Annotated in this window: 27 protein-coding genes, 1 tRNA gene and 1 pseudogene; 16 read left to right on the top strand and 13 right to left on the bottom strand. The window is 61.8% G+C overall.

From position 1 onward, the window contains the following. Position 1: 1 nt before the first annotated feature. From ugpC to EOA78_RS22390, 4 genes and pseudogenes are all read right to left on the bottom strand, one after another. Positions 2-1,090, bottom strand: coding sequence for a sn-glycerol-3-phosphate ABC transporter ATP-binding protein UgpC (gene ugpC / locus EOA78_RS22405; protein WP_127317024.1), 1,089 nt, complete (start codon positions 1,088-1,090; stop codon positions 2-4). Positions 1,091-1,382: 292 nt separating this feature from the next. Continuing rightward, positions 1,383-1,622 carry a DUF2188 domain-containing protein gene (locus EOA78_RS22400; RefSeq protein WP_065008174.1) on the bottom strand — a complete coding sequence of 80 codons (240 nt, stop codon included), beginning with the start codon at positions 1,620-1,622 and terminating at the stop codon, positions 1,383-1,385. A gap of 97 nt (positions 1,623-1,719) precedes the next feature. Beyond that, a pseudogene (locus EOA78_RS22395) lies at positions 1,720-1,992 on the bottom strand (DUF982 domain-containing protein); the annotation flags it as partial. 98 nt (positions 1,993-2,090) lie between these two features. After that, on the bottom strand, positions 2,091-3,194 hold the full coding sequence (locus EOA78_RS22390) for an NADH:flavin oxidoreductase/NADH oxidase (protein ID WP_127317023.1): 1,104 nt from the start codon (positions 3,192-3,194) through the stop codon (positions 2,091-2,093). 281 nt (positions 3,195-3,475) lie between these two features. Between EOA78_RS22390 and EOA78_RS22385 the strand changes: the two genes are divergently transcribed. Beyond that, positions 3,476-4,054 (top strand): NUDIX domain-containing protein, encoded by a 579-nt coding sequence (locus tag EOA78_RS22385; RefSeq protein ID WP_127317022.1) that lies wholly within the window; start codon positions 3,476-3,478, stop codon positions 4,052-4,054. Positions 4,055-4,099: 45 nt separating this feature from the next. On the opposite strand, the gene EOA78_RS22380 is transcribed toward EOA78_RS22385, so the two are convergent. Further along, positions 4,100-4,185: transfer RNA gene (locus tag EOA78_RS22380), tRNA-Leu, on the bottom strand. Positions 4,186-4,689: 504 nt separating this feature from the next. Further along, entirely contained in the window at positions 4,690-5,121 is a 432-nt protein-coding gene (locus EOA78_RS22375; RefSeq protein ID WP_245477648.1) for a potassium channel family protein, read from the bottom strand. A gap of 26 nt (positions 5,122-5,147) precedes the next feature. Here EOA78_RS22375 and EOA78_RS22370 point away from each other — a divergent pair, with 26 nt between their 5' ends. From EOA78_RS22370 to ade, 5 genes are all read left to right on the top strand, one after another. After that, the gene (locus EOA78_RS22370; protein WP_127317021.1) at positions 5,148-5,585 is read left to right on the top strand and encodes a hypothetical protein; all 438 of its coding nucleotides are present in this window, start codon (positions 5,148-5,150) and stop codon (positions 5,583-5,585) included. A gap of 797 nt (positions 5,586-6,382) precedes the next feature. After that, positions 6,383-6,577 (top strand): hypothetical protein, encoded by a 195-nt coding sequence (locus EOA78_RS22360; RefSeq protein ID WP_127317020.1) that lies wholly within the window; start codon positions 6,383-6,385, stop codon positions 6,575-6,577. Positions 6,578-6,632: 55 nt separating this feature from the next. Further along, positions 6,633-6,812: a hypothetical protein gene (locus tag EOA78_RS22355; protein ID WP_127317019.1), complete on the top strand. Its 180-nt coding sequence runs from the start codon at positions 6,633-6,635 to the stop codon at positions 6,810-6,812. A 121-nt stretch (positions 6,813-6,933) separates the two neighbouring features. Then, on the top strand, positions 6,934-7,386 hold the full coding sequence (locus tag EOA78_RS22350) for a cupin domain-containing protein (protein ID WP_127317018.1): 453 nt from the start codon (positions 6,934-6,936) through the stop codon (positions 7,384-7,386). 441 nt (positions 7,387-7,827) lie between these two features. After that, positions 7,828-9,639: an adenine deaminase gene (gene ade / locus EOA78_RS22345; protein ID WP_127317017.1), complete on the top strand. Its 1,812-nt coding sequence runs from the start codon at positions 7,828-7,830 to the stop codon at positions 9,637-9,639. A 27-nt stretch (positions 9,640-9,666) separates the two neighbouring features. Here the strand turns inward: ade and EOA78_RS22340 are convergent, their stop codons facing one another. Both EOA78_RS22340 and EOA78_RS22335 read right to left on the bottom strand, forming a co-directional pair. After that, complete coding sequence (locus tag EOA78_RS22340; RefSeq protein ID WP_127317016.1) at positions 9,667-10,833, bottom strand: alpha/beta hydrolase; 1,167 nt, start codon at positions 10,831-10,833, stop codon at positions 9,667-9,669. A 147-nt stretch (positions 10,834-10,980) separates the two neighbouring features. Next, positions 10,981-12,048, bottom strand: coding sequence for an alpha/beta hydrolase (locus tag EOA78_RS22335; RefSeq protein ID WP_245477646.1), 1,068 nt, complete (start codon positions 12,046-12,048; stop codon positions 10,981-10,983). A gap of 237 nt (positions 12,049-12,285) precedes the next feature. On the opposite strand from EOA78_RS22335, the gene ilvA reads away from it, so the two are divergent. After that, the gene (gene ilvA, locus EOA78_RS22330; protein WP_127317014.1) at positions 12,286-13,542 is read left to right on the top strand and encodes a threonine ammonia-lyase IlvA; all 1,257 of its coding nucleotides are present in this window, start codon (positions 12,286-12,288) and stop codon (positions 13,540-13,542) included. Positions 13,543-13,552: 10 nt separating this feature from the next. Continuing rightward, on the top strand, positions 13,553-14,107 hold the full coding sequence (locus EOA78_RS22325) for a DUF1697 domain-containing protein (protein ID WP_127317013.1): 555 nt from the start codon (positions 13,553-13,555) through the stop codon (positions 14,105-14,107). 11 nt (positions 14,108-14,118) lie between these two features. Here EOA78_RS22325 and EOA78_RS22320 read toward each other — a convergent pair whose 3' ends face one another. Continuing rightward, entirely contained in the window at positions 14,119-14,412 is a 294-nt protein-coding gene (locus EOA78_RS22320; RefSeq protein ID WP_127317012.1) for a DUF2218 domain-containing protein, read from the bottom strand. Positions 14,413-14,543: 131 nt separating this feature from the next. Continuing rightward, entirely contained in the window at positions 14,544-14,984 is a 441-nt protein-coding gene (gene gloA / locus EOA78_RS22315; RefSeq protein WP_127317011.1) for a lactoylglutathione lyase, read from the bottom strand. A 238-nt stretch (positions 14,985-15,222) separates the two neighbouring features. Between gloA and EOA78_RS22310 the strand changes: the two genes are divergently transcribed. The 3 genes from EOA78_RS22310 to EOA78_RS22300 all read left to right on the top strand — a co-directional run bounded on the left by EOA78_RS22310 (position 15,223) and on the right by EOA78_RS22300 (position 17,237). Next, positions 15,223-15,798: a cold-shock protein gene (locus EOA78_RS22310; RefSeq protein ID WP_189522600.1), complete on the top strand. Its 576-nt coding sequence runs from the start codon at positions 15,223-15,225 to the stop codon at positions 15,796-15,798. 138 nt (positions 15,799-15,936) lie between these two features. Further along, positions 15,937-16,449 (top strand): DUF192 domain-containing protein, encoded by a 513-nt coding sequence (locus EOA78_RS22305; protein WP_127317010.1) that lies wholly within the window; start codon positions 15,937-15,939, stop codon positions 16,447-16,449. A 20-nt stretch (positions 16,450-16,469) separates the two neighbouring features. Further along, entirely contained in the window at positions 16,470-17,237 is a 768-nt protein-coding gene (locus tag EOA78_RS22300) for an alpha/beta hydrolase (RefSeq protein ID WP_164783878.1), read from the top strand. 501 nt (positions 17,238-17,738) lie between these two features. Here EOA78_RS22300 and EOA78_RS22295 read toward each other — a convergent pair. Further along, on the bottom strand, positions 17,739-18,338 hold the full coding sequence (locus EOA78_RS22295) for a hypothetical protein (protein ID WP_127317009.1): 600 nt from the start codon (positions 18,336-18,338) through the stop codon (positions 17,739-17,741). A gap of 128 nt (positions 18,339-18,466) precedes the next feature. On the opposite strand from EOA78_RS22295, the gene cysE reads away from it, so the two are divergent. Beyond that, complete coding sequence (gene cysE, locus EOA78_RS22290) at positions 18,467-19,315, top strand: serine O-acetyltransferase (RefSeq protein ID WP_127317008.1); 849 nt, start codon at positions 18,467-18,469, stop codon at positions 19,313-19,315. Positions 19,316-19,466: 151 nt separating this feature from the next. Further along, the gene (locus EOA78_RS22285) at positions 19,467-19,670 is read left to right on the top strand and encodes a DUF3126 family protein (RefSeq protein WP_013531334.1); all 204 of its coding nucleotides are present in this window, start codon (positions 19,467-19,469) and stop codon (positions 19,668-19,670) included. A 119-nt stretch (positions 19,671-19,789) separates the two neighbouring features. Here the strand turns inward: EOA78_RS22285 and EOA78_RS22280 are convergent, their stop codons facing one another. After that, positions 19,790-20,521: a hypothetical protein gene (locus EOA78_RS22280; RefSeq protein WP_127317007.1), complete on the bottom strand. Its 732-nt coding sequence runs from the start codon at positions 20,519-20,521 to the stop codon at positions 19,790-19,792. A 163-nt stretch (positions 20,522-20,684) separates the two neighbouring features. Between EOA78_RS22280 and EOA78_RS22275 the strand changes: the two genes are divergently transcribed. Both EOA78_RS22275 and EOA78_RS22270 read left to right on the top strand, forming a co-directional pair. Continuing rightward, positions 20,685-21,029: a hypothetical protein gene (locus EOA78_RS22275; RefSeq protein ID WP_127317006.1), complete on the top strand. Its 345-nt coding sequence runs from the start codon at positions 20,685-20,687 to the stop codon at positions 21,027-21,029. Between the two features lie 19 nt (positions 21,030-21,048). Continuing rightward, a complete protein-coding gene (locus tag EOA78_RS22270) occupies positions 21,049-21,576 on the top strand; it encodes a gamma carbonic anhydrase family protein (protein WP_127317005.1) in 528 nt (175 codons plus the stop codon). A gap of 54 nt (positions 21,577-21,630) precedes the next feature. On the opposite strand, the gene EOA78_RS22265 is transcribed toward EOA78_RS22270, so the two are convergent. Further along, a complete protein-coding gene (locus EOA78_RS22265) occupies positions 21,631-22,191 on the bottom strand; it encodes an ankyrin repeat domain-containing protein (RefSeq protein ID WP_164783876.1) in 561 nt (186 codons plus the stop codon). A gap of 557 nt (positions 22,192-22,748) precedes the next feature. Here EOA78_RS22265 and EOA78_RS37165 point away from each other — a divergent pair. Then, positions 22,749-22,982: a hypothetical protein gene (locus EOA78_RS37165; protein WP_245477644.1), complete on the top strand. Its 234-nt coding sequence runs from the start codon at positions 22,749-22,751 to the stop codon at positions 22,980-22,982. Positions 22,983-23,059: the final 77 nt, after the last annotated feature.

Genomic DNA, 23,059 nt, shown 5'->3' with positions numbered 1-23,059 from the left:
CTTACTGCCGGGTGCGCATTTCGAAGCGCTGCCCGGTTTCGCCATGAAAGAGATGGATGAGGCCGGGCTCGGCCGTAAGCCGTACGGTCTCGCCCGGCGTGAAGGAATGGCGCTCCCGGAAATTGGCGACGATCTCTTCACCGCCGGCCGTCCGGCCGATGAGCTGCACTTCCGACCCTGTCGGCTCGACCACCACGACGGTGACCGGAATACCCTGGTCGTCGGACAGCTGCAGATGCTCGGGCCGTATCCCCAGCACCACCTGTTCGCCGCTGCCGATCGAAGGTACTGCGGCCAGCGGCAGGGAAATTCCGCCGGCGCCGCGAAAAGACGATGAGCCGCCATCCGTTGCGATTTCGCCCCTCAGCATGTTCATGGCGGGCGAGCCGATAAAGCTGGCGACGAAGAGATTGTTCGGCCGGTCGTAGAGTTCCAATGGCGGCCCGATCTGCTCGACGAGGCCGTCATGCATGACCACGATCTTGTCGGCCATGGTCATGGCCTCGATTTGGTCATGGGTGACATAGACCGTCGTGGTCTTCAGGCGCTGATGCAGTTCCTTGATCTCGGCGCGCATCTGCACCCTGAGTTTGGCGTCAAGGTTGGACAGCGGCTCGTCGAACAGGAAGACCGCCGGATCGCGCACGATCGCCCGGCCCATGGCGACGCGCTGCCGCTGGCCGCCGGAAAGCTGCCGGGGATAGCGCTCCAGCAATGGCACCAGCCCCAGGATTTCGGCGGCGCGCTTAACGCTGGCAGCGCTTTCGGCTTTCGAAACACCCTTGAGCATGAGCGAGAACGCCATGTTCTCGGCGACGGTCATGTGCGGGTAGAGGGCGTAGTTCTGGAAGACCATGGCGACGTCGCGTTCTTTTGGCGCAACGTTGTTGACGACACGGTCGCCAATCGCGATCTGGCCGCGCGAAATCTTTTCCAGGCCGGCGATCATCCTGAGAAGGGTCGATTTTCCGCAGCCCGACGGCCCGACCAACGTGACGAACTCGCCGTCGTCTATATCGACGCTGACACCGTGGAGAATCTCGACGGTTCCGAATGATTTGTAGACATCGCCAATCGCGACAGACGCCATCGATTTCCTCCCGAATGCTTCCTGCGACGTCTTCGAAGGAAACCGCTTTCCTAACTGGCCGCGGCAGCTCCCAAAGTTCCTCCCTGGTCACGCGCGATGATGAAACGGTAGCGCTACCAGACTGCCCTGTAAAGCGGCTGCGTGGCAAGTGCTCTTCTTCGTTGCTCCTGATCGTGTTTGTTCCCGGTGGGATTGAAATTCGCCATGTCTGGGATCCTGGCAGGAAAATGTCTTGCCCAGCCCCAGCCCTTGAAAACGGAGGTGCGAGAAGTCATCAGTAAACGACACCAGCCTAATCGGAAACTTCGGTTTGCGGCCGGTCCCGGCCGTCGGCGAGCTCGTCGTGCCATTTGCCGTCGGCGTCCTCGTACTGGATGCCGTCCGTGGTGCCGGCGACCTGCTGTTCGGCCGAAGCGATCTCGGCCGCGCGGAGCGCGTCCTCGTGGGTAGGGAACGTTTCCGAGAATGTCGAGCCGACCTTGTAGGCCCAGCCCCCGTCATGCTCGACGATCTTGTAGGTCAGCTTCGCCATGAAATCCTCCAGTGGGAAAAGCTCCGTCTGCTCAATGCAGTTTGCCTTGGGGCAGTTTGCCTTGGGGCAGTTTGCCTTCGGGTAGTTTGTCTTCGGGCAGCCTGCCGTCGGACAATCTCTCGTCGGGAACCAGCACGTCCGATTCCTTCGCGGCTTCGACCAATGCGCGGCGCGCATCCGCCGTCGAACGATAACCCTCCAGCACTTTTAGGCAAGTGTCGAGAGCATCGCGATGCCGCGGACCACGATTGAGCGGCCAGACCGTCATCAGGCACTCCGCCGCTTCCTGGGTGCTGCGGATCTCACGGTATTTGCCGACATGGCCAAGTTCGACCACCACCGGCTTTTCAAAAGGCTTGTTGTCCATCATCGCCGCCAACGCGGAGCGGCCGATTTGGTTGCACGTCCCTCCGCGTAAAGGTCTCAAGGGTCGCTATCATTGGGGCCGCAGCCATTGGAAATGGCTGCTCAGCCCGCCGCCTTGATCCAGTGCTGCATCGTCGTCACCGAGCGGGCAAGCTGCGGCGCCGGGTGGATCGTCTCGCCGAAGGTGGCCGCGGCGCGCCACGCCCAGCGCGGATCGGCGAGGAAGGCGCGGGCCAGAGCCACCATGTCGGCACGGCCCTCGGCAACGATCGCCTCGGCCTGCTTCGGGTCGTCGATCAGGCCGACGGCCCGCGTCGGGATGCCGGCGCCGTTGCGCACGGCTTCCGCCAGATGCACCTGGTAGCCCCGACCTGTCGGCAGCTTCTGCAGGGGCGAATTGCCGCCGCTCGAGCAGCAGAGATAGGCGACGCCCGCTGCCTTCAGCGCCTTGGCCACTTCGATCGCGTCCTCGACATCGAAGCCACCATCGACCCATTCCTTGACCGACAGACGCGCCCCGAGCATCAGCTTGGGCACTGCCTTCCTCACCGCCTTGGCGATCTCGACGACAAAACGCATGCGGTTTTCCAGCGAGCCGCCCCAGCGGTCGGTGCGCTGGTTGGAAAGCGGCGACAGGAACTGGAAGATCAGATAGCCGTGTGCCGCATGCAATTCGATGAAATCGAAGCCGGCCCGCTCGGCCCGCCTTGCCGCTTCGGCGAAGCGTTCGATGATGTGCAGGATTTCCTCATCCTCCAGCGCCCGCGGCACCTGCCAGCCGGTGTCGTAGGCGATTGCCGAGGCGGACACGATCGGCCAGGGATCCTGATCGGCACCGAGCGGCCCGCCGCCTTCCCAAGGCTTCCGGTTAGATGCTTTGCGGCCGGCATGGGCAAGCTGCGTGCCGAATTTGATGCCGGGGCCGGCGACGCGCTTGGCGGCATCCAGCGCGCGCCGCGCGGCTGCCTCGTTGTCGTCGGAGTAAAGGCCGAGGCAGCCATGCGAGATGCGGCCGCGCCGCTCGACGTCGGTCATCTCGACGGTGACCATGCCGGCGCCGGACATCGCCAGGTTCATCCAGTGGTACAGGTGCCAGTCGCTGGCCGAACCGTCATCGGCGGAATACTGGCACATGGGCGCGACCGCGATGCGGTTGGGAAAGGCGAGGCCGTCAAGCGTGATCGGCTGGAAAAGGGATGTGGTCATCAAAAAAACTCCGGGGAGGGGCTGTCGCTATTTAGGCAGTGGATTGCGCCTGCGCCATACACGAGGCGGTGAAGCGCGCGCCCCTGGACCAATTGCTGTTGGGATTGCGCACGGGCCGGTTCGCGGCTAGCGGATGACCCCGAACCGAAGGTCGGCGCAGCAAAAATCGATTCCGATTTTCGGAAAGGATCATGCACAGATCAAAAGTGCTACAGCGTCCTTTGCGCGTCCAAGAGGACGCGCGGCGCTGTAGTCCTCACGCCGGCAGCACGGAGTTCACCATGGAAGACCGCATTCGCATCCGTTCGGAAGAAGTCCTTTCCGATGACTGGGCAGTCCTGAAAAAGACCGTCCTCGATTATCGCCGGCGCGACGGGCAATGGGAGACGCAGATCCGTCAGACCTACGATCGCGGCGACGGGGCGGTGATCCTGCCTTACGACCCCGAGCGCTCGACGGTTCTGCTCGTGCGGCAGTTCCGCTACGCGGCCTACGTCACCGGCCACCGCGAGCCGCTGATCGAGGCCTGCGCCGGCCTGCTCGATGAACACGATCCCGAAACCTGCATCCGCAAGGAGGCGGAAGAGGAGCTCGGCTACCACCTGAAGGACGTTGAACGGCTGTTTTCGCCTTTTATGAGCCCTGGCAGCGTGACCGAGCGGCTCTGGTTCTTCGTCGCGCGCTATTCGCCGACCGACCGCATCTCGGACGGCGGCGGCGCGCCGGAAGAAGGCGAAGACATCGAGGTTCTGGAAATGCCGCTCGATGAGGCGCTGGCCGGCATCTACGACGGCAGCATTGTCGACGCTAAGACCATCATCTTGATCCAGCACCTGAAGCTGAACCCGATCCGGGCTTGATCCATGCCGGAACCTGGATGCCGCCGAGGAGCGCCGTCGATGTGCTGGTGCGGACGACGGGAATCGAACCCGTACGATCAGAGATCGAGGGATTTTAAGTCCCTTGCGTCTACCAATTCCGCCACGTCCGCGCCCTTTTCGTTTCAACTACTTAGGCGATTTCGTCAATCGGCGTTGTGCAGTCCGAAAATTGTGTTGTGCAAAACTGCGTTCCCCTTTTCATTCGCCGGAGCCCGTTTTTGCCATATTTTCTGGTCCATGCTCGCAGCGTCCAACCTCTTTTCTCGACATGCCTGGCCCAAGCGCGTAGAGCGGCCCCCAGCCCGTCGGCGCCTCGTCCCGGCGTCATTGCCTATGCGCCGTATGGCGGCATAGGTGACGCGCAGCCCCTCCAGTGTGCAGCCTTAATCTTCAATTGGGATTAGCTGCGCGGGGTCCCAATGGGGGAGGGCTGCATGGTTCGGACGATCGGATGATCGAATGATCGGATGATTGCTGATCTCCGCATTCGCTGCCAGCTATTTTTGAAGGAACTCGACCTCGGCATTGTTGATAGTTCCATCCGCGGCCAGGCCGCGCGCGAGCCCTCATTGCGTTTGTGGAAGTTTAGGCGCTCAAAGCACTACGCACACGCGTCAGTCTTGCTTCCGCTTCCACAAATCCGAAGTCGATGCGTATGCGAACGATGCTGACCAAGTGATCAGGACGAGTCCGTTGAGACCTTCCAAGGCAGCAACGATCCGCATCGGCCCAGTGGCATAGACTTCGCCAAAGCCGATGGTCGTGTAACAGGTGATCGAGAAATAGAAGAAATCCGCTGCGCTCCCGGAAAACAAGCCTGCGAGAGCTCCAAGGTCTGGATGCTGGTGCATCCAGGCATAGGCGACCGCGAAAAGACAGATCCCCACCACGTGAGCAATGATCGCTGCGATGACCAAGAGCAGCAGATCAACCCGCATCGGAAGTGAAAAACGACGCCTCATCGCTCCGGCGATATTCAGCACCTCATAGTGCATCAGAACCGTTACCAGTGCGAGACCTGCAGATATGGCGAACGCGATAACCAATTGCGGTACCTTCAAGTAGGCTTCAGATGCTCAACGCCTATCACCGCGCGAACGGTTCGAACAGCGTGTCGCGATGTACGAGCCCGATGCTGCCCGCCGCCTTCATCGAGGGTATTGACGGCATCCGCTCCAACATCGTCCTGCGGCGCGTTGTGGAGCATCTGGAGCGCGGTGAGATCAACGGTGCCATCCATGAACTCGTCGCCCTGACGCCACGCGATGCGATCGCCGCCGACGCGAATGGTGAGGGCGAACGCGAGGCCCCGTGGTGCCATCGCCGCCGGGTCGTCGGCAAATTCGTCGGAACCGAACCGCTCCGCGGAGCTTTCGTAATGAGGGGCAGCGTCAAAGAGGAGACTGTCATGGATCGGCAAGAAAATAGCGTTCTGGAGGCTGGCTGGCTTTTGGCGGTCCCGCTTTCTATCGGGTTTGCCGTTTTGATTGCAGGTTTAGTGCTGGGCTAGTGTGCTATGGGAACCGGAATTCGATCACTCGTCCCTGGGCCGTCCATGATTGCGGGGCGTCAACGGAACCAAAATCGCGCAATAGCTGGGGCACAAGATCAAGGCGGACGTCACCGTCGCGCTTTTCGCCAGCCCGCTGATCGGGCTTCTGCCTCGCTGCAGAAGCAGCGCTCCCCCTTGCCGGTCGAGGTTACGGTTCGGTCATGACGGCGGCAGCGAGAAAGGCGCCCGCTAGCCGTCCATTTCAGCAGATCGAGCACCGGCTTGTCGCGCCGGTTCACTTTCCTGAGATCCGGCATATCGACCGCTGCGCACAGATCGGGCAGATGTAAAAATCGTCGCCTTCGTTCTTGCGCGAATCGCCAAACACCTGCGTGGCAGGAAGACCCTTTGGCATGCCTCGCTGCAGAACTTTCGCGAGGAAAAATGATCGCCACGCAATGGAACTTTGCGCGGGCACAGTGGTTTGGGGCCAGTCGGAGAAATCCGGCATGTTCTGAGGAGCCGAGCCTGTCCCGGATCCCCCCTCGCCGGGGCGGGCTCGTTACCCAACCGTTACCGGTCCCTCAAGGCTAGAGCGTTTTTTCCGGGCAGCATCATGGCGCGCGCGACCCGCCTTGGATGCGGATCGTCGGCGCGAAATTCGTGCCCAAGTCAACAGCATAGCTGCCGTTACCGGGCCGGCGGCAACCCTTCCCAGCGAGGGAATCAAACACTGAGGTTCAAACAAGATCGTTTCCACCTGGAACAATTTCGTAGTGGCTGAGTTTCGCACTAAAGCTACTGGAATCCCGAACATGGCAGAGTTTGACACAGAACGAGGGAAGTCTGTTGCCGAAGCCGTTCGGCAACTGATCCGTTCCGAAGATAATCGCCGGTATTTACACGACGCGCTGGATCTTGCCGTCGACCTGCGACTTCCCAGCCCCCTTGCCTCATTGCTTGAGGCGCTTGATCAGGCCGGGCGGGATCCATTTCCGAACGAGCGATGATCGAGTAAAACGCGCCAGGTCTTCCCCTCTACCCTCATGGCTCACTACTCCCCCCATGACTCAACGCTACGACATTGAGAAGACGCCTGAAGGTACCTGGGACATCATCGATGTGTTCACGGGGCTGCCGGTTGTCGAGGTGGGCGTTCCCTTGATCGACATGCCGATCGAAGAGGCCGACGATCTGGTCGATCTTCTCAACTGCCGCGACCGGCAACAGCGGCAGGATACTTAACGACCGCTTCCCAGACCGCGCGAGAGCGCGTCCCCCGTTCGGAGGATGCATTCGGTCGTTCTGCCTTGGTAGGCTTCAATTGGTAAAGTGGTTCGACTTTGAACCAAATGGAGAGATTGTCATGATCAAGCTCGCCTCTGCTCTGGCGCTACTGCTTGTTGGGACAGCGCCTCTGTTTGCCGATGACAAGCCGATGAACGCGGACAGTATCAAATGGGGCCCTGCTCCTGCTGTCATTCCGGCTGGCGCGGAACTGGCGGTTATGGCTGGAGATCCTTCAAAGGACGGCGCTTATGTGCTGCGGTTAAAGATGCCAGCCGGCTACAAAATTGCCGCTCACAATCATCCTGCCTCGGAATATGTAACGGTGCTTTCCGGTAACTTCCATATCGGAATGGGCGATAAGCTCGACGAGACGAAAGGCACCGAACTGACTGCCGGCGGCTTCGGCATTGCGCCGGCCGGAATGAATCACTTCGCGTGGACGACAAGCGATACGATTATCCAGGTTAATGGCGACGGGCCGTTCACGATCACCTACGTCAATCCGGCGGATGATCCGAGCAAGAAATGACAGTTCGGGGATCAAATTGATTGAACCGCCTGCAGGCTCCAATGGTGGAGTGCGATGACCCTCTGAGCGGACGGATCAGGCGGTTCGAGTTCTGATCTGAGTTTTCGACCCAGACCGCTACCCTGAGCGTTGGGCGAGGCATCGAACTCCCCGAACCTCGATTCAGAAAAATCCGTTAGCGAGGAGCAGTCTTCCGGTTGGGGCACTTTGCCGTGGACGGCGCCTGAAACAAAAACCCGCTCGGCGGCGGGTCGTTGGCGCAAATCAGCACCATGTCGAAATCAATAGCATAGATGCCGTCACAAAGCAACGAATCGCGAGCTCGCAACAGGCGCGAAAATCGCGGTCACGGTGAAGGCCGAGGAGCGCTCAGGCAATCCGCTGATCTCGCTGGCCAAAACGCCATCGGCTTGGCACAGTCGGGAAAACAGGAGTCTCTTCATGGTGAAGACCGCGCGTGCGACAAAACCAAAACCCTGGGCCGAGGCGGCCACGCATCTGGTCGACGTCGCGATGGGCAGGAGGCCCGCCGATCTCGTCATCCGCAACGGGCGCTGGGTCAACGTTCACTCCGGCGAGATCATCGCCGGCACCGACATTGCCATTGCCGGCGGCCGCTTCGCCTATTGCGGACCGAATGCCGGCCACGCCATCGGGCAGGGCACCAAGGTGGTCGACGCCGGCGGACGCTATCTGGTGCCGGGTCTCTGCGACGCGCATATGCATGTCGAGAGCGGCATGGTGACGGTGACGGAGTTCTGCCGCGCGGTCATCCCGCATGGCACCACCTCGATGTTCATCGATCCGCACGAGATCGCCAATGTGCTCGGCCTGCCGGGTGTGCGGCTGATGCATGACGAGGCCGTCGCCATGCCGATCAACGTGTTGGTGCAGATGCCGTCCTGCGTGCCTTCGGCGCCGGGGCTGGAGCATGCCGGCGCCGAGCTGACGGTCGCCGATGTCGCCGAGGCGATGGCATGGGAAAACATCATCGGGCTTGGCGAGGTTATGAACTTTCCCGGTGTCGCCGCCAACGATCCGGTGATGGCGGGCGAGATCGCCGCGACGGTGAGGGCGGGCAAGACCGTCGGCGGCCATTATGCCTCGCGCGATCTCGGCCTGCCGTTCCACGGCTACGTCGCCGGCGGACCCGAGGACGACCACGAAGGCACGCGCGCCGAGGACGCCATCGCCCGCGTCCGCCAGGGCATGAAGGCGATGCTGAGGCTGGGCTCGGCCTGGTACGACGTCGCCTCGCAGATCAAGGCGGTGACGGAGAGCGGGCTCGACCCGCGCAACTTCATCCTGTGCACCGACGACAGCCATTCCGGCACGCTTGTCCATGAAGGCCACATGGACCGGGTGGTCAGGCACGCCATCAGCCAGGGGTTGAAGCCGGTGACCGCGATCCAAATGGCGACGCTCAACACCGCCCAGCATTTCAGGCTGGAGCGCGAGCTGGGTTCTATCGCGCCGGGGCGGCTCGCCGATCTGCTGATCGTCTCCGATCTGGCCGCAATGACCATCGACGAGGTCTACGGCCGCGGCGTCAGGCTGGCCAAGGGCGGCAAGCTCGACATCGACATTCCGGCCTCTGACTATCCGAAGACGGCAAAGAACACCGTCAAGCTCGGCAGGACGCTCAAACCGGGGGATTTCGACATCGTGGCGCCTATCGGCGCCAACGAGGTTCGGGTGCGGGTCATCGGCGTGATCGAGAACCAGGCGCCGACGCGCGCGCTCGAGGCCGATCTTCCCGTGGAGGACGGGCTGGTCGCCATGGACCGCCGCAATGATGTCTGCCAGATCGCGCTGGTCGAGCGCCACAGGGGCACGGGCGGCGTCACCAATGCCTTCGTCTCCGGCTTCGGCTACATGAGCGACTGCGCCATGGCTTCCAGCGTGGCGCATGATGCGCACCACATCATCGTCGTCGGCACCAGCAAGCAGGACATGGCACTGGCGGTCAACCGGCTGGGCGAGGTCGGTGGCGGCGTCGTGCTGTTCTCCAAGGGCAAGGAACTGGCGCTGGTCGAAATGCCGATAGCGGGGCTGATGTCGGACGAGCGCGCCGAAATCGTCGCGGCCAAGGCCGACAAGCTGACCGAGGCGATGCGCCAGATGGGCTGTTCCCTGAACAACGCCTACATGCAGCACTCGCTGCTGGCGCTGGTCGTTATCCCGGAACTGAGGATTTCCGACGTCGGCCTGATCGACGTAACGACGTTCCAGAAGGTCGACCTGTTCGTCTGACAACAACCATGGACGAGCCCAAATTGCTCATCCGCCGGTGGCGATGGTCAGCACCCTGAACGGCGTGGTGATGACGATCTCGGCAACGGAGCCGACGGCCTTGCCGATGCCCTGGCCGAGATTGTCGATCGGCTGCGCCGGATTGGCTTCCTCCGATGCCAGGCCGGCCGGGGCGCGCAGCCGGTTGCCGAGCAACTGCACCAGGAACGGGTTGTCGGCGAATTTGGCGTGGTTCAGACGATCGCCGCCTTTGGTCTTGGTCAGGTCGATCACCGACACGCCGTAGCTGGCGAGGTCGGCCGCGTCACCATAGTCGCCGACGCGCGGCTTGTCGCCGGAGATCAGGGAGGACAGTCTGAGGGCGCGATCGTCGCCCGAAAGCAGGATGGCGAAAGGCTTGTCGGGCTTGCCATAGCGGATCATCTGCTTCTTGAACACATCGACATCAATGTCGGGCGAGGCCAGGATGACGTAGCCGAGCTTGTTGCCAAGATCGCGGTCGCCGGTGATGGCAAGCTGGCGCAACGCCTCCATTGTCACCCAGGTGCCCATCGAATGGGCGATAATGTCGATGCTCTTGGCCTTCGTCTTGGCCAGCATGCGCAGCGTCTCTTCGAGATCGTCGCGCGCAGCGTTGGCGCTTTCCTTGTCGTAGATATAGCCCGTGGTTTTGCCGCTCGACGCCCATGAGAACAGCACCGGCGTGCCGGGATATTTCGTGTCGTGCGCAATCTGCGTCAGCCGATAGATGCCGTCGTCGAAACCGTTGTTGAAGCCGTGCACGAAGACCAGCGCGCGGTCGCCGCGCATGGCGATGTCGGCACCGACCGCCTTGGCGAATTGCGGGGCGCCTTCGTAGAATTCGACCTCCGTTGCCGTGAAATCCTTCGCCGGATTGCTGTTGGCGGAGCTCCTGACCCGCTCGATGGCGCCGACCTGATGGACCTTCGGAACGGTGACCTCGACACTGGCAAAACTGGTGGTCGGTGAACGGTCACCGTCGAACACTTGCCGCGGATCTTTCGTTGCCTTTTTCCGGGTGGTGGCGACGAATATCTCATGCGTGGCTGCGATGTCGGAGGCAGGCACGGTGACAGCCGTCGTGTTGAGAAGGTCGTGTGTTTTCCCGCCGGCGCAGCCGGTAACGGCGAGCGCAAACGCTACGACGAGAAAAATCTTCGAACGCACGGTCACGCAGGCTCCCGCAAGGGGGACGTCAAGCTGGTGACGCCGCTCGCTATTGCGATAAAGCCAAGGGCCGGCCCGGTCCAGTTGAAAGTGATCCGATGGTGCCGCAACCGTGAACATGCACGACGAAAGTAACAGGGCGTGGAACGCACCTCACTGTCCGAGCAGGCTGATGCGGTCGGTTACCTCGCGGTCGCTGGCAAATCCGTCATCCTCGCGCAGCCGCTGGCCGATCATCTTCACCAGCTCGGGGTTGTCGGCAAATTTGGTGTGGTTGAAACGGTCCGATCCCTTGACGCTGGAGAGATCGACAACGTTCACGCCATAGTCGGCGAGGTCGGCGGCGTCCTTGTAGTCGCCGACGCGTGGCCGCGAGCCGGCGATCAGGCCGGAGAGCCGCAGCGCCCGGTCGTCGTCGGACAGGAGCAGGATGAATGGCTTGTTCGGCTTGCCGTAGCGGCGCATCTGGCTCTTGAACACGTCGACATCGATGTCGGGCGAGGCCAGCACGACGTCGCCGAGCTTGCCGCCGAGATCGCGGTCGCCGTTGATGGCGAGCTGGCGCAGCGCTTCCATGGTAACCCAGGTTCCCAGCGAATGCGCAACGATGTCGATGCGCCGCGCGCCGGTCTGCGCGAGCATCCTCAGCGTCACTTCCAGCTGGTCGCGGGCAGCACTGGCGCTTTCCCTGTCGTAGACATAGTCCCTGGTCTTGGCGCCCGACGCCCAGGAAAACAGCACCGGCGTGCCCGGGTAGCCGGAATCATGGGCGATCTGGGTGACGCGGTAGACAGCGGCGTCGAAACCGGTGTTGTAGCCGTGGACGAAGACCATGACGCGACCGCCGCGCGCGGCGATGTCGGTGCTGAGCGCGCTGGAGAATTTCGGCGCGGTGTCGTAGCCGACGACCTCGGAGGCCATGAAGTATTTGGCCGGGTCGTTCGACTTGCCGCGCGAACGCCGCTCGATCCGACCGGTTTCGTGGGTCCCCGGCACGGTGACGTTGGCGCGGGCATAGTTCAGCGTGGCCGAGCGCTCACGGTCGAAAACCTTGCTGGGATCGTCGGAGCGCTTGCGCGTCGTGGCGATGAAGATGCTGTGGTTGCCGGCGATTTCCGTCACCGGCGCGGACACCATGGCGCTGCCGAGCAGTTCCTCGGTTTGCCGGCCGCCGCAGCCGGCAACGAGCAAGGTAAGAACAAGGATACAAATCTTCTTCAACTCTAGAATTCCACTCCGGCCGAAAGGCTATCCAACCTCCGCGAACCATCCCGGACCGTCGAAGTGCGGCAGAAGTAAGTCATATCCAGCCAAAATGCGCTCAGCGCCTTGCGACAGTCATCGCACTGTTGCGCGAAAGCCAGAACGATTGCCCTGATCAAACACCTAAGGCGTGTGCTAGCTTCATGACCGACAGTCGCACGCGAAGACCACAGACGATTCGGGGTGATTTTTCCGATGACCAGTTTCTCCTCCCGCGTCGCAGCCGCTGCCGCTGCGATCCGCGAGATTTTTCCGGAAACGCCGCTGCAGGAAAACGATTACCTGTCGAAGAAGACCGGGGCCCGCGTGCTGCTGAAGCGCGAGGACCTGTCGCCGGTGCGCTCCTACAAGATCAGGGGCGCCTTCAATTTCTTCCGCAAGGCGCTCGACGCCGGCAACGACGCCGAACTGTTCGTCTGCGCTTCCGCCGGCAACCATGCGCAGGGCTTTGCCTTCGTCTGCCGTCATTTCGGCAGACAAGGTGTGGTGTTCATGCCGGTGACGACGCCACAGCAGAAAATCGACAAGACGCGGCTGTTCGGCGGCGAATTCGTCGAGATCAGGCTGATCGGCGACTTTTTCGACGACTGCTACCGCGCCGCCTTCGAATTCACCGAAAGCGCCGGCGCACACATGGTGCCGCCGTTCGACCACAAGGACATCATCGAGGGGCAGGCGACCGTCGCCTACGAGATATCAGGCCAGATGCCGGGCGCGCGGATGCCCGACATCATCATGCTGCCGGTCGGCGGCGGCGGTCTGGCTGCGGGTGTGACGCATTATTTCGCCGACCAGCGCCGCGACACGCGCTTCGTCTTCTGCGAGCCGGCCGGCGCGCCAAGCCTCAGCGAGAGCCTCGCCGCCGGCAAGCGCATCAAGCTCGCCAAGGTCGACAATTTCGTTGACGGCGCGGCGGTGGCCGAGATCGGCCGCGAACCGTTGCGGCACCTCAGGGATTTTCCTGCCGATACGGTACGGCTCGTTCCGGAAAACCGGCTCTGCGCGACCATGATCGAGATGCTGAACGTCGAAGGCGTAGTGCTGGAGCCGGCCGGCGCATTGGCGATCGACGCGCTCAAGGATTTTTCCAAGAAGGACGTCAGAGGCAAGACCATCGTCGCGGTAGTTTCGGGCGGCAATTTCGACTTCGAGCGGCTGCCGGACGTGAAGGAAAGGGCGCTGCGTTTCGAGGGGCTGAAGAAGTACTTCATCATCCGCTTTCCGCAGCGGCCGGGCGCGCTGCGCGACTTTCTCGAATTGCTGGGGCCTGACGACGACATTGCCCGCTTCGAATATTTGAAGAAATCGGCGCGCAATTTCGGTTCGGTGCTGATCGGCATCGAAACCAAGGATCGCCGCAATTTCGAGCTGCTCAACGCGAATTTCGAGGCCGAGGGCGTCCAGTATCAGGACATCACCGACAACGAGACGCTCGCCGGGTTCATCATATGAGCGCCCGAATATGAGTGAAGAGGAGAAGATATTCGTTGCATTGTTTTCCGGCATCAATGTCGGCGGCAACCGCATCGTCAAGATGGCCGAACTCCGGTCGTTCTTCGAGAAACTCGGCTTTGGCGACGTCGCCACCTACGTGCAGAGCGGCAACGCCGTGTTCCGGTCGGCAACGGGCGATGCGGCCACGCTGACCAAGCAGCTGGAAGCGGCTTTCGAGAAGAAATGGGGATTTCACTCGCGCATCATGGTGCGCGATCTCGGCTGGTTCGAGCGGCTGGTGGCGGACAATCCCTATCCGGAAGTCGCTGGGGAGCCGACGAAACTCCACGTCTACGCGCTGGAACGCGAGCCGATCGCCGATGAGGTCGCGCGGCTGGCCGAAAAATGCACCGGTCCCGAACGGTTCGAGATCAAGGGCGACGTGCTTTACCTGCATGCACCGGAAGGCCTCGGCAAATCGGTGTTTGCCAATCTCATCCCGCGCACGCTGAAAGTGCCCGGCACCGCGCGCAACTGGCGCACGGTGCTGATGCTGTTGGAGATGGCCGGCCGAGGCGGCTGAAACATAGCCGCCTACGCTGCCGAAGCCCTTTTCCAGTCGAACGTCAGCTCTTCGCGGAAAGCGAAGCGTTTGATGTGGTCGGCAACGACCGTTTCCAGGCGCTCCAGCGAGCCGGCTTCGTCAGCGGTTACCGCGATATGCAGCGCTGCGGCATCGGCATCGAGAACCGCACGGCCCAGTGAGAGGTCGATCGTGCCGTGGTTCGGATGGAACTCGACCGGAAACTTGTGCGCCCAATGCTTGCATAGCTGCTGCAGATAACGGCTCGCATGTTCAGTGGCGACATCGACATGGCTGGTCGGCATGAATGGATTTCTCCCAAGGCAAGATGCGCCAATTTCGGAAGCAGGCGTGATCGCCGGACAGATAGGCGCGATCTCGAGAAACGCCATAAAATGTCCGGCTCGGTCGTACCCGCCCTCGATCTTGTGATGGGTTACCAGCTTCCGGTGTTCGGCATCGACGCCCAGGGCTCGGCCTTGGCCTTGGCCGGGCCTTTCTGCAAAAGCTCGATCGAAATGCCGTCCGGCGACTTGACGAAGGCCATGTTGCCGTCGCGCGGCGGCCGATTGATGGTGACACCCTTGTCCATCAGCTGCTGGCAGGTGGCGTAGATGTCGTCGACCTCGTAGGCGAGGTGGCCGAAATTGCGGCCGCCCTTGTAGTCTTCCGGATCCCAATTGTAAGTGAGCTCGATCAGCGGCGCCTTGTCGGCGATACCGCTTTGCTCGTCTTCGGGCGCGGCGAGGAAGATCAGCGTGTAGCGCCCCTGTTCGTTTTCGTGGCGGCGCACTTCCTTGAGGCCAAGCTTGTTGCAGTAGAAATCGAGCGAGGCATCGATGTCGGCGACACGGACCATGGTGTGGAGATAGCGCATGTGATTTCCTCGAAACGTTTGCGTTGCGGCGGAACATAGGGGCCACCCGGCCAAAGGGCAATTCCCGATAACCGGTCGTGTTGGCAAACAACAAATCCGGTATCCCTGCAATGAACCGTGAAAAAAGACAGCTCAGGTCTTGCACACACCGGAAGCGGCAGTGTTAATCTAACGCCAAGAATCAGTTGCGGTATTCTTGAAAAAGGGGGGCGTTCTTATGGGGGAAAAAGCCTCTTTCATGGGGCGGGACGGAACCGGTCACGACGCCTTGCAAAGAGACGGGAGCGGCGACGCTGCCGATCTTGTCGAGGTTGCGGGCGCCATCAAATGGTTCGACGTGGCCAAGGGCTACGGTTTCATTCTTCCCGATGACGGCTCTTCCGGCGATATTCTCCTCCATGTGACATGCCTTCGAAAGGACGGTTTTCAGACCGCCTTGGAAGGTGCGCGCGTCGTCTGCCTGGTCAAGCAAGGTGAGCGCGGATTGCAGGCGTTCCGCGTGCTTTCCATGGATCTCACCACGGCGACCCATCCGGCGGAGATGCAGGAGCAGCGCACCCACGTCTCGGTGACGCCGGAAAGCGGCCTCGAACGGGCGCTGGTGAAATGGTTCAACCGCACCAAGGGGTTCGGTTTCCTGACCCGAGGCGAGGGCACCGAGGACATTTTCGTCCACATGGAGACCCTGCGCCGTTACGGCATTACAGAGCTCAGGCCCGGGCAGGTCGTGCTGGTCCGCTTCGGGCGCGGCGACAAAGGCCTTATGGCTGCCGAAATTCACCCGGATATGGGTACCTTGCCCGTCTCGCACTAGGTTCTATCCCGATCGAATCGGGATAGGACCTATTTTTGCCTGACCATGATCTTTTCCGAACCGCAGGTCAGCGCAGCAAAAACCGGGTTCCACTTTTCGGGGTCATGGTTTAGGACGATTTCCGGCCGAGGATTTTGCATGACTCACAGGAACCGGCTGATAGCGGGCGTAGTCTGCGCCGCGATCGCCTTTGTCGTCGCCACAGGCGCTTTCTTCCATTCGCAGCAACCGGCTTCGGCAGACGGCCGGGCGATGAACCTTGCCGTCGACCCGCAGCCGCTGGTCGCTGTGACGAAAGCCGGCGAACGCTCTTTCTCCGTCGAAATCGCCGACACCTCCGCCGAGCGCGAGGCCGGCCTGATGTTTCGCGAGGAGATGGCCGACGATCATGGCATGCTGTTCGTGTTCGAGGGGCCTCGGGATGTGAGCTTCTGGATGAAGAACACGCCGATGCCGCTCGACCTGATCTTTGTCGGTCAGGACGGCAGGATCCGGGCAATCAAGCAAGGCGAGCCGCAATCCGAGGCGATGATCTCGCCCGGCGAGCCGGTTCGCTTCGTGCTCGAGCTCAAGGCGGGCACCGCCGCCAGGAGCGGCATCGCGGACGGCGATTTGTTGCGCCACCCGGCAATCGACACTGCGCACAACTGAACGCGCAGGATCCGGCGCAGATGCAGTTTTTCTCCCATGACGGTTTTGATCTTGCTTTCCTCGACCGCCAGCCGGCATCGGGGCAGGGCGATCCGGTGCTCATGATCCATGGCTTTGCCTCGACCCATTACGTCAACTGGGTGTCGCCCGGCTGGTTCAAGGCGCTGAACGATGCCGGCTACCGCGCAATCGCCTTCGACAATCGCGGCCATGGCGCCTCGTCGAAGAGCTATCAAGAGGCCGATTATACGCCCGCAAAAATGGCTTCCGACGGCGCAGCGCTGCTGAACCATCTCGGCATCGAACGCGCCCATGTCATGGGCTATTCGATGGGCGCGCGGATATCGGCCTTCCTGGCGCTATCCGACCCGGACAAGGTGGCGACGCTGGTCTTCGGCGGTCTCGGCGTCGGCATGGTTGACGGTGTCGGCGACTGGGATCCGATCGCCGCCGCCCTCCTGGCCGACGATCCCGATGCCACCAGCCATCCGCGCGGCCGCTCGTTTCGCGCCTTCGCCGACCAGACCCGCAGCGACCGCCGCGCGCTGGCCGCCTGCATTGCCACCTCGCGGGAATTGCTGGCCGAGGCCGACATCGCGCGTATTGCCCAGCCAACATTGATTGCCGTCGGCACCAAGGACGATATCGGCGGTTCGCCCGACGAACTGGCCGCCTTGATGCCGAACGCCAGGGCCTTTCACATCGAAGGCCGCGACCATATGCTGGCCGTCGGCGACAAGACCTTCAAGCAGCGGGTGCTGGAGTTCTATGCGGAAAATCCACTGTGACTGGCGGCAGATGTAGGTGCATTGCCACCAGGGGGAAGTAGCGCCGTGGCCGGCGCGATCGCAGCAGGCAGCTAGTTGTGAAAACCTGACGCATGTACCAGAAACACAAGTTGGAAAGCTGATATTCGCTTCGTTAGGGTTAAGGCATGACGTTCGACCCCCTACTGATCACACTCATTGCGCCAGCGGTCCTAATCATCGGCTCCGCTATTGGTTTACGATTTGGGCTTCCCCTCTGGATCGCCCTCTCCATTACCGGGATTGTTCTGGCTCTGGGCGGATATGCACTTCGAGGAGGTGTTAATCAAAGCTGCCTCATCGATGAGAGCGAGTGTGTTGGCGCAACAGCTACCGCCTATGTCATTTCCGCATTCTGGTTCATGGCCGTTGTAATACTAATGGTCAGTGCGGCCCGGAACATGCGAAAACATAGCGGGCGCGCAACACGCAAGCCTTGAGGGTCCGCAAAGGGTCCAACCCTGCGACTAGAACCCGTCTGAGTCATGCCTCAAGCGCTTCGATCGACCGCGCCATGTTCTGCCTGGCTTGCGGTTCGAACCGCTGCCGGAACTCCTCGGTGTGAAAGATATGCGTGCGCGCGAGGAAACTCTTCAGAACAGCACTGCGGCCGGCGCGCCACATCGGCTGTTCCACCCAGCCATATTCGCGGCGAACCGCCTGTTCATAGGCGTCGAACGCATCCGGCGTCGCACCCAGGATTGCCAGGTCCATGTCGAGGAACAGTGCTGCGTCGCGGACGGCATTCTCGTCGTCAAAGTGCGGCAATTCATGCGTGGCGGTGGCGATGATCATCGCGGTGATGCGGTCCAGGCGCTCCGTATCCGTGCGGCCGGCGAGTTTTTTCTCGGCAAGGGCGGCACTCCTCGCCTCATTGTCCTTGGCTCGGCTGTCATAGATGGCATCGTGGAACCAGATCGCCGCCTCGACCGCCTCGGGATCGTGCAGGGATGCATGATAGTGGCCGGCGAGCGCCAGCATCGCCTCGATATGGGCAATGCTGTGATAGTGGCGGCCTTCGGCTCGGTATAGCGCGGAAAGCTCGTGCTTCAGCGGTTCGTCGATCAAGGGTTCGTTTTCCATGGCCGCTTGAATTTCCGTGAACCAAATCCATTTGACAAAGCACTAAGGAAAATTGAGTTCAACCGTGCTATGATCTGGCTTATATGTGCGACCGGAGAATAGGCAAGCAGGCAAGCCGGAGACCATTGATGAACAGCGTTACCATTGCCCGCCCGACCATGGTGAAGCCGATCGACCCGATCTGGCGCTCGATCCGCGACGAGGCGATGGAGGCGGTCAACCGCGATCCGCTGCTGGCGGCGTTCCTCTATTCGACCATCCTCAACCAGGAAAGCCTGGAGGAAGCGGTCATCCATCGGTTGGCTGAGCGGCTCGCCCATCAGGATATCGGTTCCGATCTCATCCGCCAGACGTTCAAGGCGATGGCAGCCGACGACAAGGACTGGTCGTCGACGGTGCGTGTCGACATTCAGGCTTATTACGACCGCGATCCGGCCTGCGACCGCTTCATCATGCCGGTGCTCTATTTCAAGGGTTTTCATGCCATCCAGACCCACCGGCTGGCGCATTGGCTGTGGAACCAGGGCCGTCAGGATTTCGCGCTCTACCTGCAGAGCCGGTCGTCCTCGGTGTTCCAGACCGACATCAACCCGGCCGCGCGCATCGGCAAGGGCATCTTCCTCGACCACGCCACCGGCCTCGTCGTCGGCCAGACGGCGGTGATCGAGGACGACGTGTCGATCCTGCACGGCGTGACGCTGGGCGGCACCGGCAAGGCCGGTGGCGACCGCCATCCCAAGATCCGCTACGGCGTGCTGATCGGCGCCGGCGCCAAGATCCTAGGCAACATCGAAGTCGGCCATTGCTCGAAGATCGCGGCAGGCTCGGTGGTGCTGTCGCCGGTGCCGCACAACAAGACGGTTGCCGGCGTGCCGGCTCGTGTCGTCGGCGAGACCGGCTGCGACCAGCCTTCGCGGCAGATGGACCAGCTTTTGCCATCGCAGTCGATGGACCACGTGGTCAGCTTCGATATCTGATTTCAAGTCCGCGGGGCGGGCAACGGAACTCCGTTTGCCGGCTCTGCCGCCTGTCGGTTCTCGCATATCCGGTCGGCTTGCCTTTACATCGCCATTGTCGACGTGCCAGAAGCGCGCTCAAACGAGCAAGACCGACGATCGGAGAAGACTTTTGAAGCCGGACGAAATCAGAAAGCTGGACGCCTATTTCAAGCGCGTCTTCCAGAACCCCAAGCTTGAAGTGAAGGCGCGGCCGCGCAAGGACGATTCGGCCGAGGTCTATGTCGGCGACGAATTCCTCGGCATCGTCTTCAAGGACGAGGACGACGGCGACTATAATTTCTCGATGGCGATCCTCGACATCGATCTGGCCTGAGTCGGAGGTTCTCGGTTGGCGGTAGGCGCCGTTATCCCTCGCGGAGAAGGGGGCGCCAATCTCCGCCGTTTGCGATTTGCCCCCAAAGCGCGTCGCATAATCCCTTCAGACACAATGCGTTAGCGCCCGGTCTTTAGCATACGCGCGGCCTCGGCGGCGAGGGCTGCGTCGAGCGCCTGCCAGTACCCCAGAAATTCCATGGGAAAGCGGTAGGTGAGGCTGAGACTGTCGCCGACCAGAATGTCGCGTTCGCAGGGCGCCAGCGACTGCGCAGCACTCGGGCCGCTCAGGCAGCGGGCCACGAACGGGTCCTTGCCCCGGCGATTGGCGACCGCCAGCACCTCGTTGAAATAGCCTGATTTTTCGGTGAAGCCGTAGAGCGTGGTGCCGCCCGGACCGGGCGTGCCGGGCTGGACGATCAGTGCGCTGTAGATCGGCGCGAAGCGGCCGCTCATGTCACGCGACATTATCTGCCGTTCGAACGATAGGAAGATGATGCTCTTGCTTGATCCGGTATGGTTGAAATCGTTGCGGGCGGCTTCGCTGTAGCCGTCCATCTCGGGATAGCGCAGATAGAGGTCGAGCCGCGAAGCGATGCCGTCGCGCCGGGCCTGGTCGAAGCGGATGACATTGGCCGGCACGGCGATGACGTTGTTGCCGATCACCACCTCGTGGATTGTCGTGTCGTCGGTGTATCCGGCCATGGCGATCGAGCGGCCGAACCATTTGCCACCAAGGCTGATCGTCACCGAAAGCATCGCCAGCGCCGCGAACACGTAGAACACCCGCTTCATCAGCTTGGAATCGACGACGGTAAGTTGCGGACCGTTGGCGGTGGCTGCCTGCTTCATCGCGATCCCCAATTTTCGGCCGCCTGTCCCAACATGTCCCATGGGCGTCCCCTGGAACGTCCCTCTTGGGGTGTCCCTAGGCGGCACACGTGGCGCGGCACGGCTCTTGCAACGGCGCCTGTCGAACACGACTGTGCGATTTCATGGTAAATGGAAGGTAAAGATGGGTCCGGTCGAACACACACTTTTTGCTTTTATGGTTGGGCTGACGGCGTGCGGCCTGGCCGGATCGGCGATGGAGCTGATGTCGGGCCGCCGGCTTGCCTTCGTCGAGCCCTATGTGTCGCCGGCGCATGTGCTGCGCTCGCTCGCCGCGACGGCCTGCGCCGGACCCTTGATGTTCGCCAACGAAGCCCTCGACGCCTGGCGGCAAGGCCGCATTTCCGCTCCGGCGCTGATCTCCTGCGGTTGCACCGCGACGTTCTGGGCATTGGCGTTGGGCGTCGTGCTGATCGACATTGCATCCTGGGCGGGCATGCTCCTAGGTTCGGCTGACCTTTCAGTGTGAGACGAATCGGGAGATCGAAATGCCGCTCTACGCGATCGACGCAAAAGCCCCCGTTTTCGAGGACGCGGACAGCAATTGGATCGCACCCGACGCCACCCTGATCGGCGACGTACAGATCGGCCGCAATGCAGGCTTCTGGTTCGGCGTCGTCATTCGCGGCGACAACGAGCCGATCATCATCGGCGCCGATACCAATGTGCAGGAACACACGGTCATGCACACCGATGCCGGTTTTCCCCTGACCATCGGGCAAGGCTGCACGATTGGCCATCGCGCCTTGCTGCATGGTTGCACGATCGGCGACAACAGCCTGATCGGCATGGGCGCCATCGTGCTGAACGGCGCGAAAATCGGCAAGAACTCGCTGGTCGGCGCCGGCGCTCTGGTCACCGAAGGCAAGGAATTTCCCGACAATTCACTGATCATCGGCTCGCCCGCGCGTTTGGTGCGAGCGCTGGACGATGCCGCGGTCGCCACGCTGCGCGCTTCGGCCGCGCACTACGTCGCCAACGGCAAACGCTTCAAGGCGGGGCTGACGAAGGCCTGAGGCCAGCCTTGCTCAAACCTTCGGCTATGGTTTCACCGGCATCGTCCCCCAAACTCACCGTCCATTGAAGCCGCGCCTGGTCATCGCATCGCGCAGCAGCGAAGCGCCGGCTTCAAAGCCGGCATTGTCGGCGTCCTCGAGAGCTGTCGTATAGCCGTCGATGCGGGTTTCGAGCGATGGGTCGCTGCCCGCCGCCAACAGCAGGCGGATGGCATCGATGCTACGGATGGCGACGGCATAGTGAAGCGGTGTCCAGTCGTTTACGCCCCGCATGTTGGGGTCTGCGCCCCCATCGATCAGGATTCGAACGATTTCCAGTCTGTCGGCCCGGTCGGTGGACAGTGCCGCGATGATTGCCGGAAAACCGCCGTGGTGGTGATAGTTCGGGTCCGAGCCCGCATCCAGTAAGATCGAGATGAAAGCGGCGGGGCTCCAATAGATCGCATATTCCAGTGGATGTCCAAGGCCGAGTTCAAACGGCATTTGCTCGTCAAACCAGCCGGGTGAGCCGCCGAGGGCCACACCGAGACCCTCGAAGTCGCCCGCCTTGAACGCGTCATCGATGGCCTTGAACAGGCGGTGGCGCTCGCATCGATCTTCCGGGATTTCCAACATCGCAGCGATCCGGAGCTTGAACGGCCGCCATATTGCTCGCATTGGCAGTTGCCTGAAAGCCTCATGGGCGGGTTGCGATCGGAGAGAAGTTCTTGCGGCTGCATTTGTTAGTATCTCATCCCGCTTCAGTCTCTTAGCTGCCGACAATCCAGCCGCGCGTTTGGTGCGAGCTCGACTATGCAGCGGTTGCAGGCTGCCGGCAGCTGATCCTTTGCGCAGTGGACGCCGAATTTACCGCATCGACGCCAGGCGAGCGGTCGAACTCGGCAGGGATGATGCGATTGCACTTCCCGTGGTGGATACGTCCTTGGTGATGTTGGGGGCGAACTCAAGAGCAGTGCGGTCTGCATCGATCGCGCGCTCGTTCTCAACCCGAATTTAGCGGCTGCCTGGGGCCTAAGCAGCTGGGTGAGAGCCTGCTTTGGTGAGCCGGACAGAGCCGTCGAACACGCTGCGGGCGCCATGCGCCTGAGCCCGCTGGATCCGCGTCTGTTCGCCTGGCAGTTCTGCACGGCGCTGGCTCACTTCTGTGCTGGCCGCTACGATGACGCTGTCGAATGGGCAGAAAGCTCGTTGGATCCCAGCCGAACTACGCAAGCGCCATGCGCGTTGCGGCCGCAGGTCATGCGCTGGCAGGGCGGCTTTTGGAAGCGCAGCAAATGATGGCCCGGCTGTGCGCGTTCGATCCCTTGCTGCGGCTTTCGAACCTCGCCGAGGTGCTGCCGCCGTTTCATCGACCGGACGATCGCAGCAGATATAAAGGCCTTCGCAAGGCGGGCCTGCCGGACTAACGCCCGGTGCCGCTTGAAAAAGTGGAGCCGGCCCGGGGACGGGGCCGGCTCCTAAAACCCGGTCGTTGGGGACGGGG

Origin of the sequence: Mesorhizobium sp. M5C.F.Cr.IN.023.01.1.1 (assembly GCF_003997585.1) — a bacterium.
GTDB classification, from domain to species: Bacteria; Pseudomonadota; Alphaproteobacteria; order Rhizobiales; family Rhizobiaceae; genus Mesorhizobium; species Mesorhizobium wenxiniae.
The sequence above is the reverse complement of the archived record's forward strand: the minus strand, read 5'-3'. Positions and strand labels throughout refer to the sequence as shown.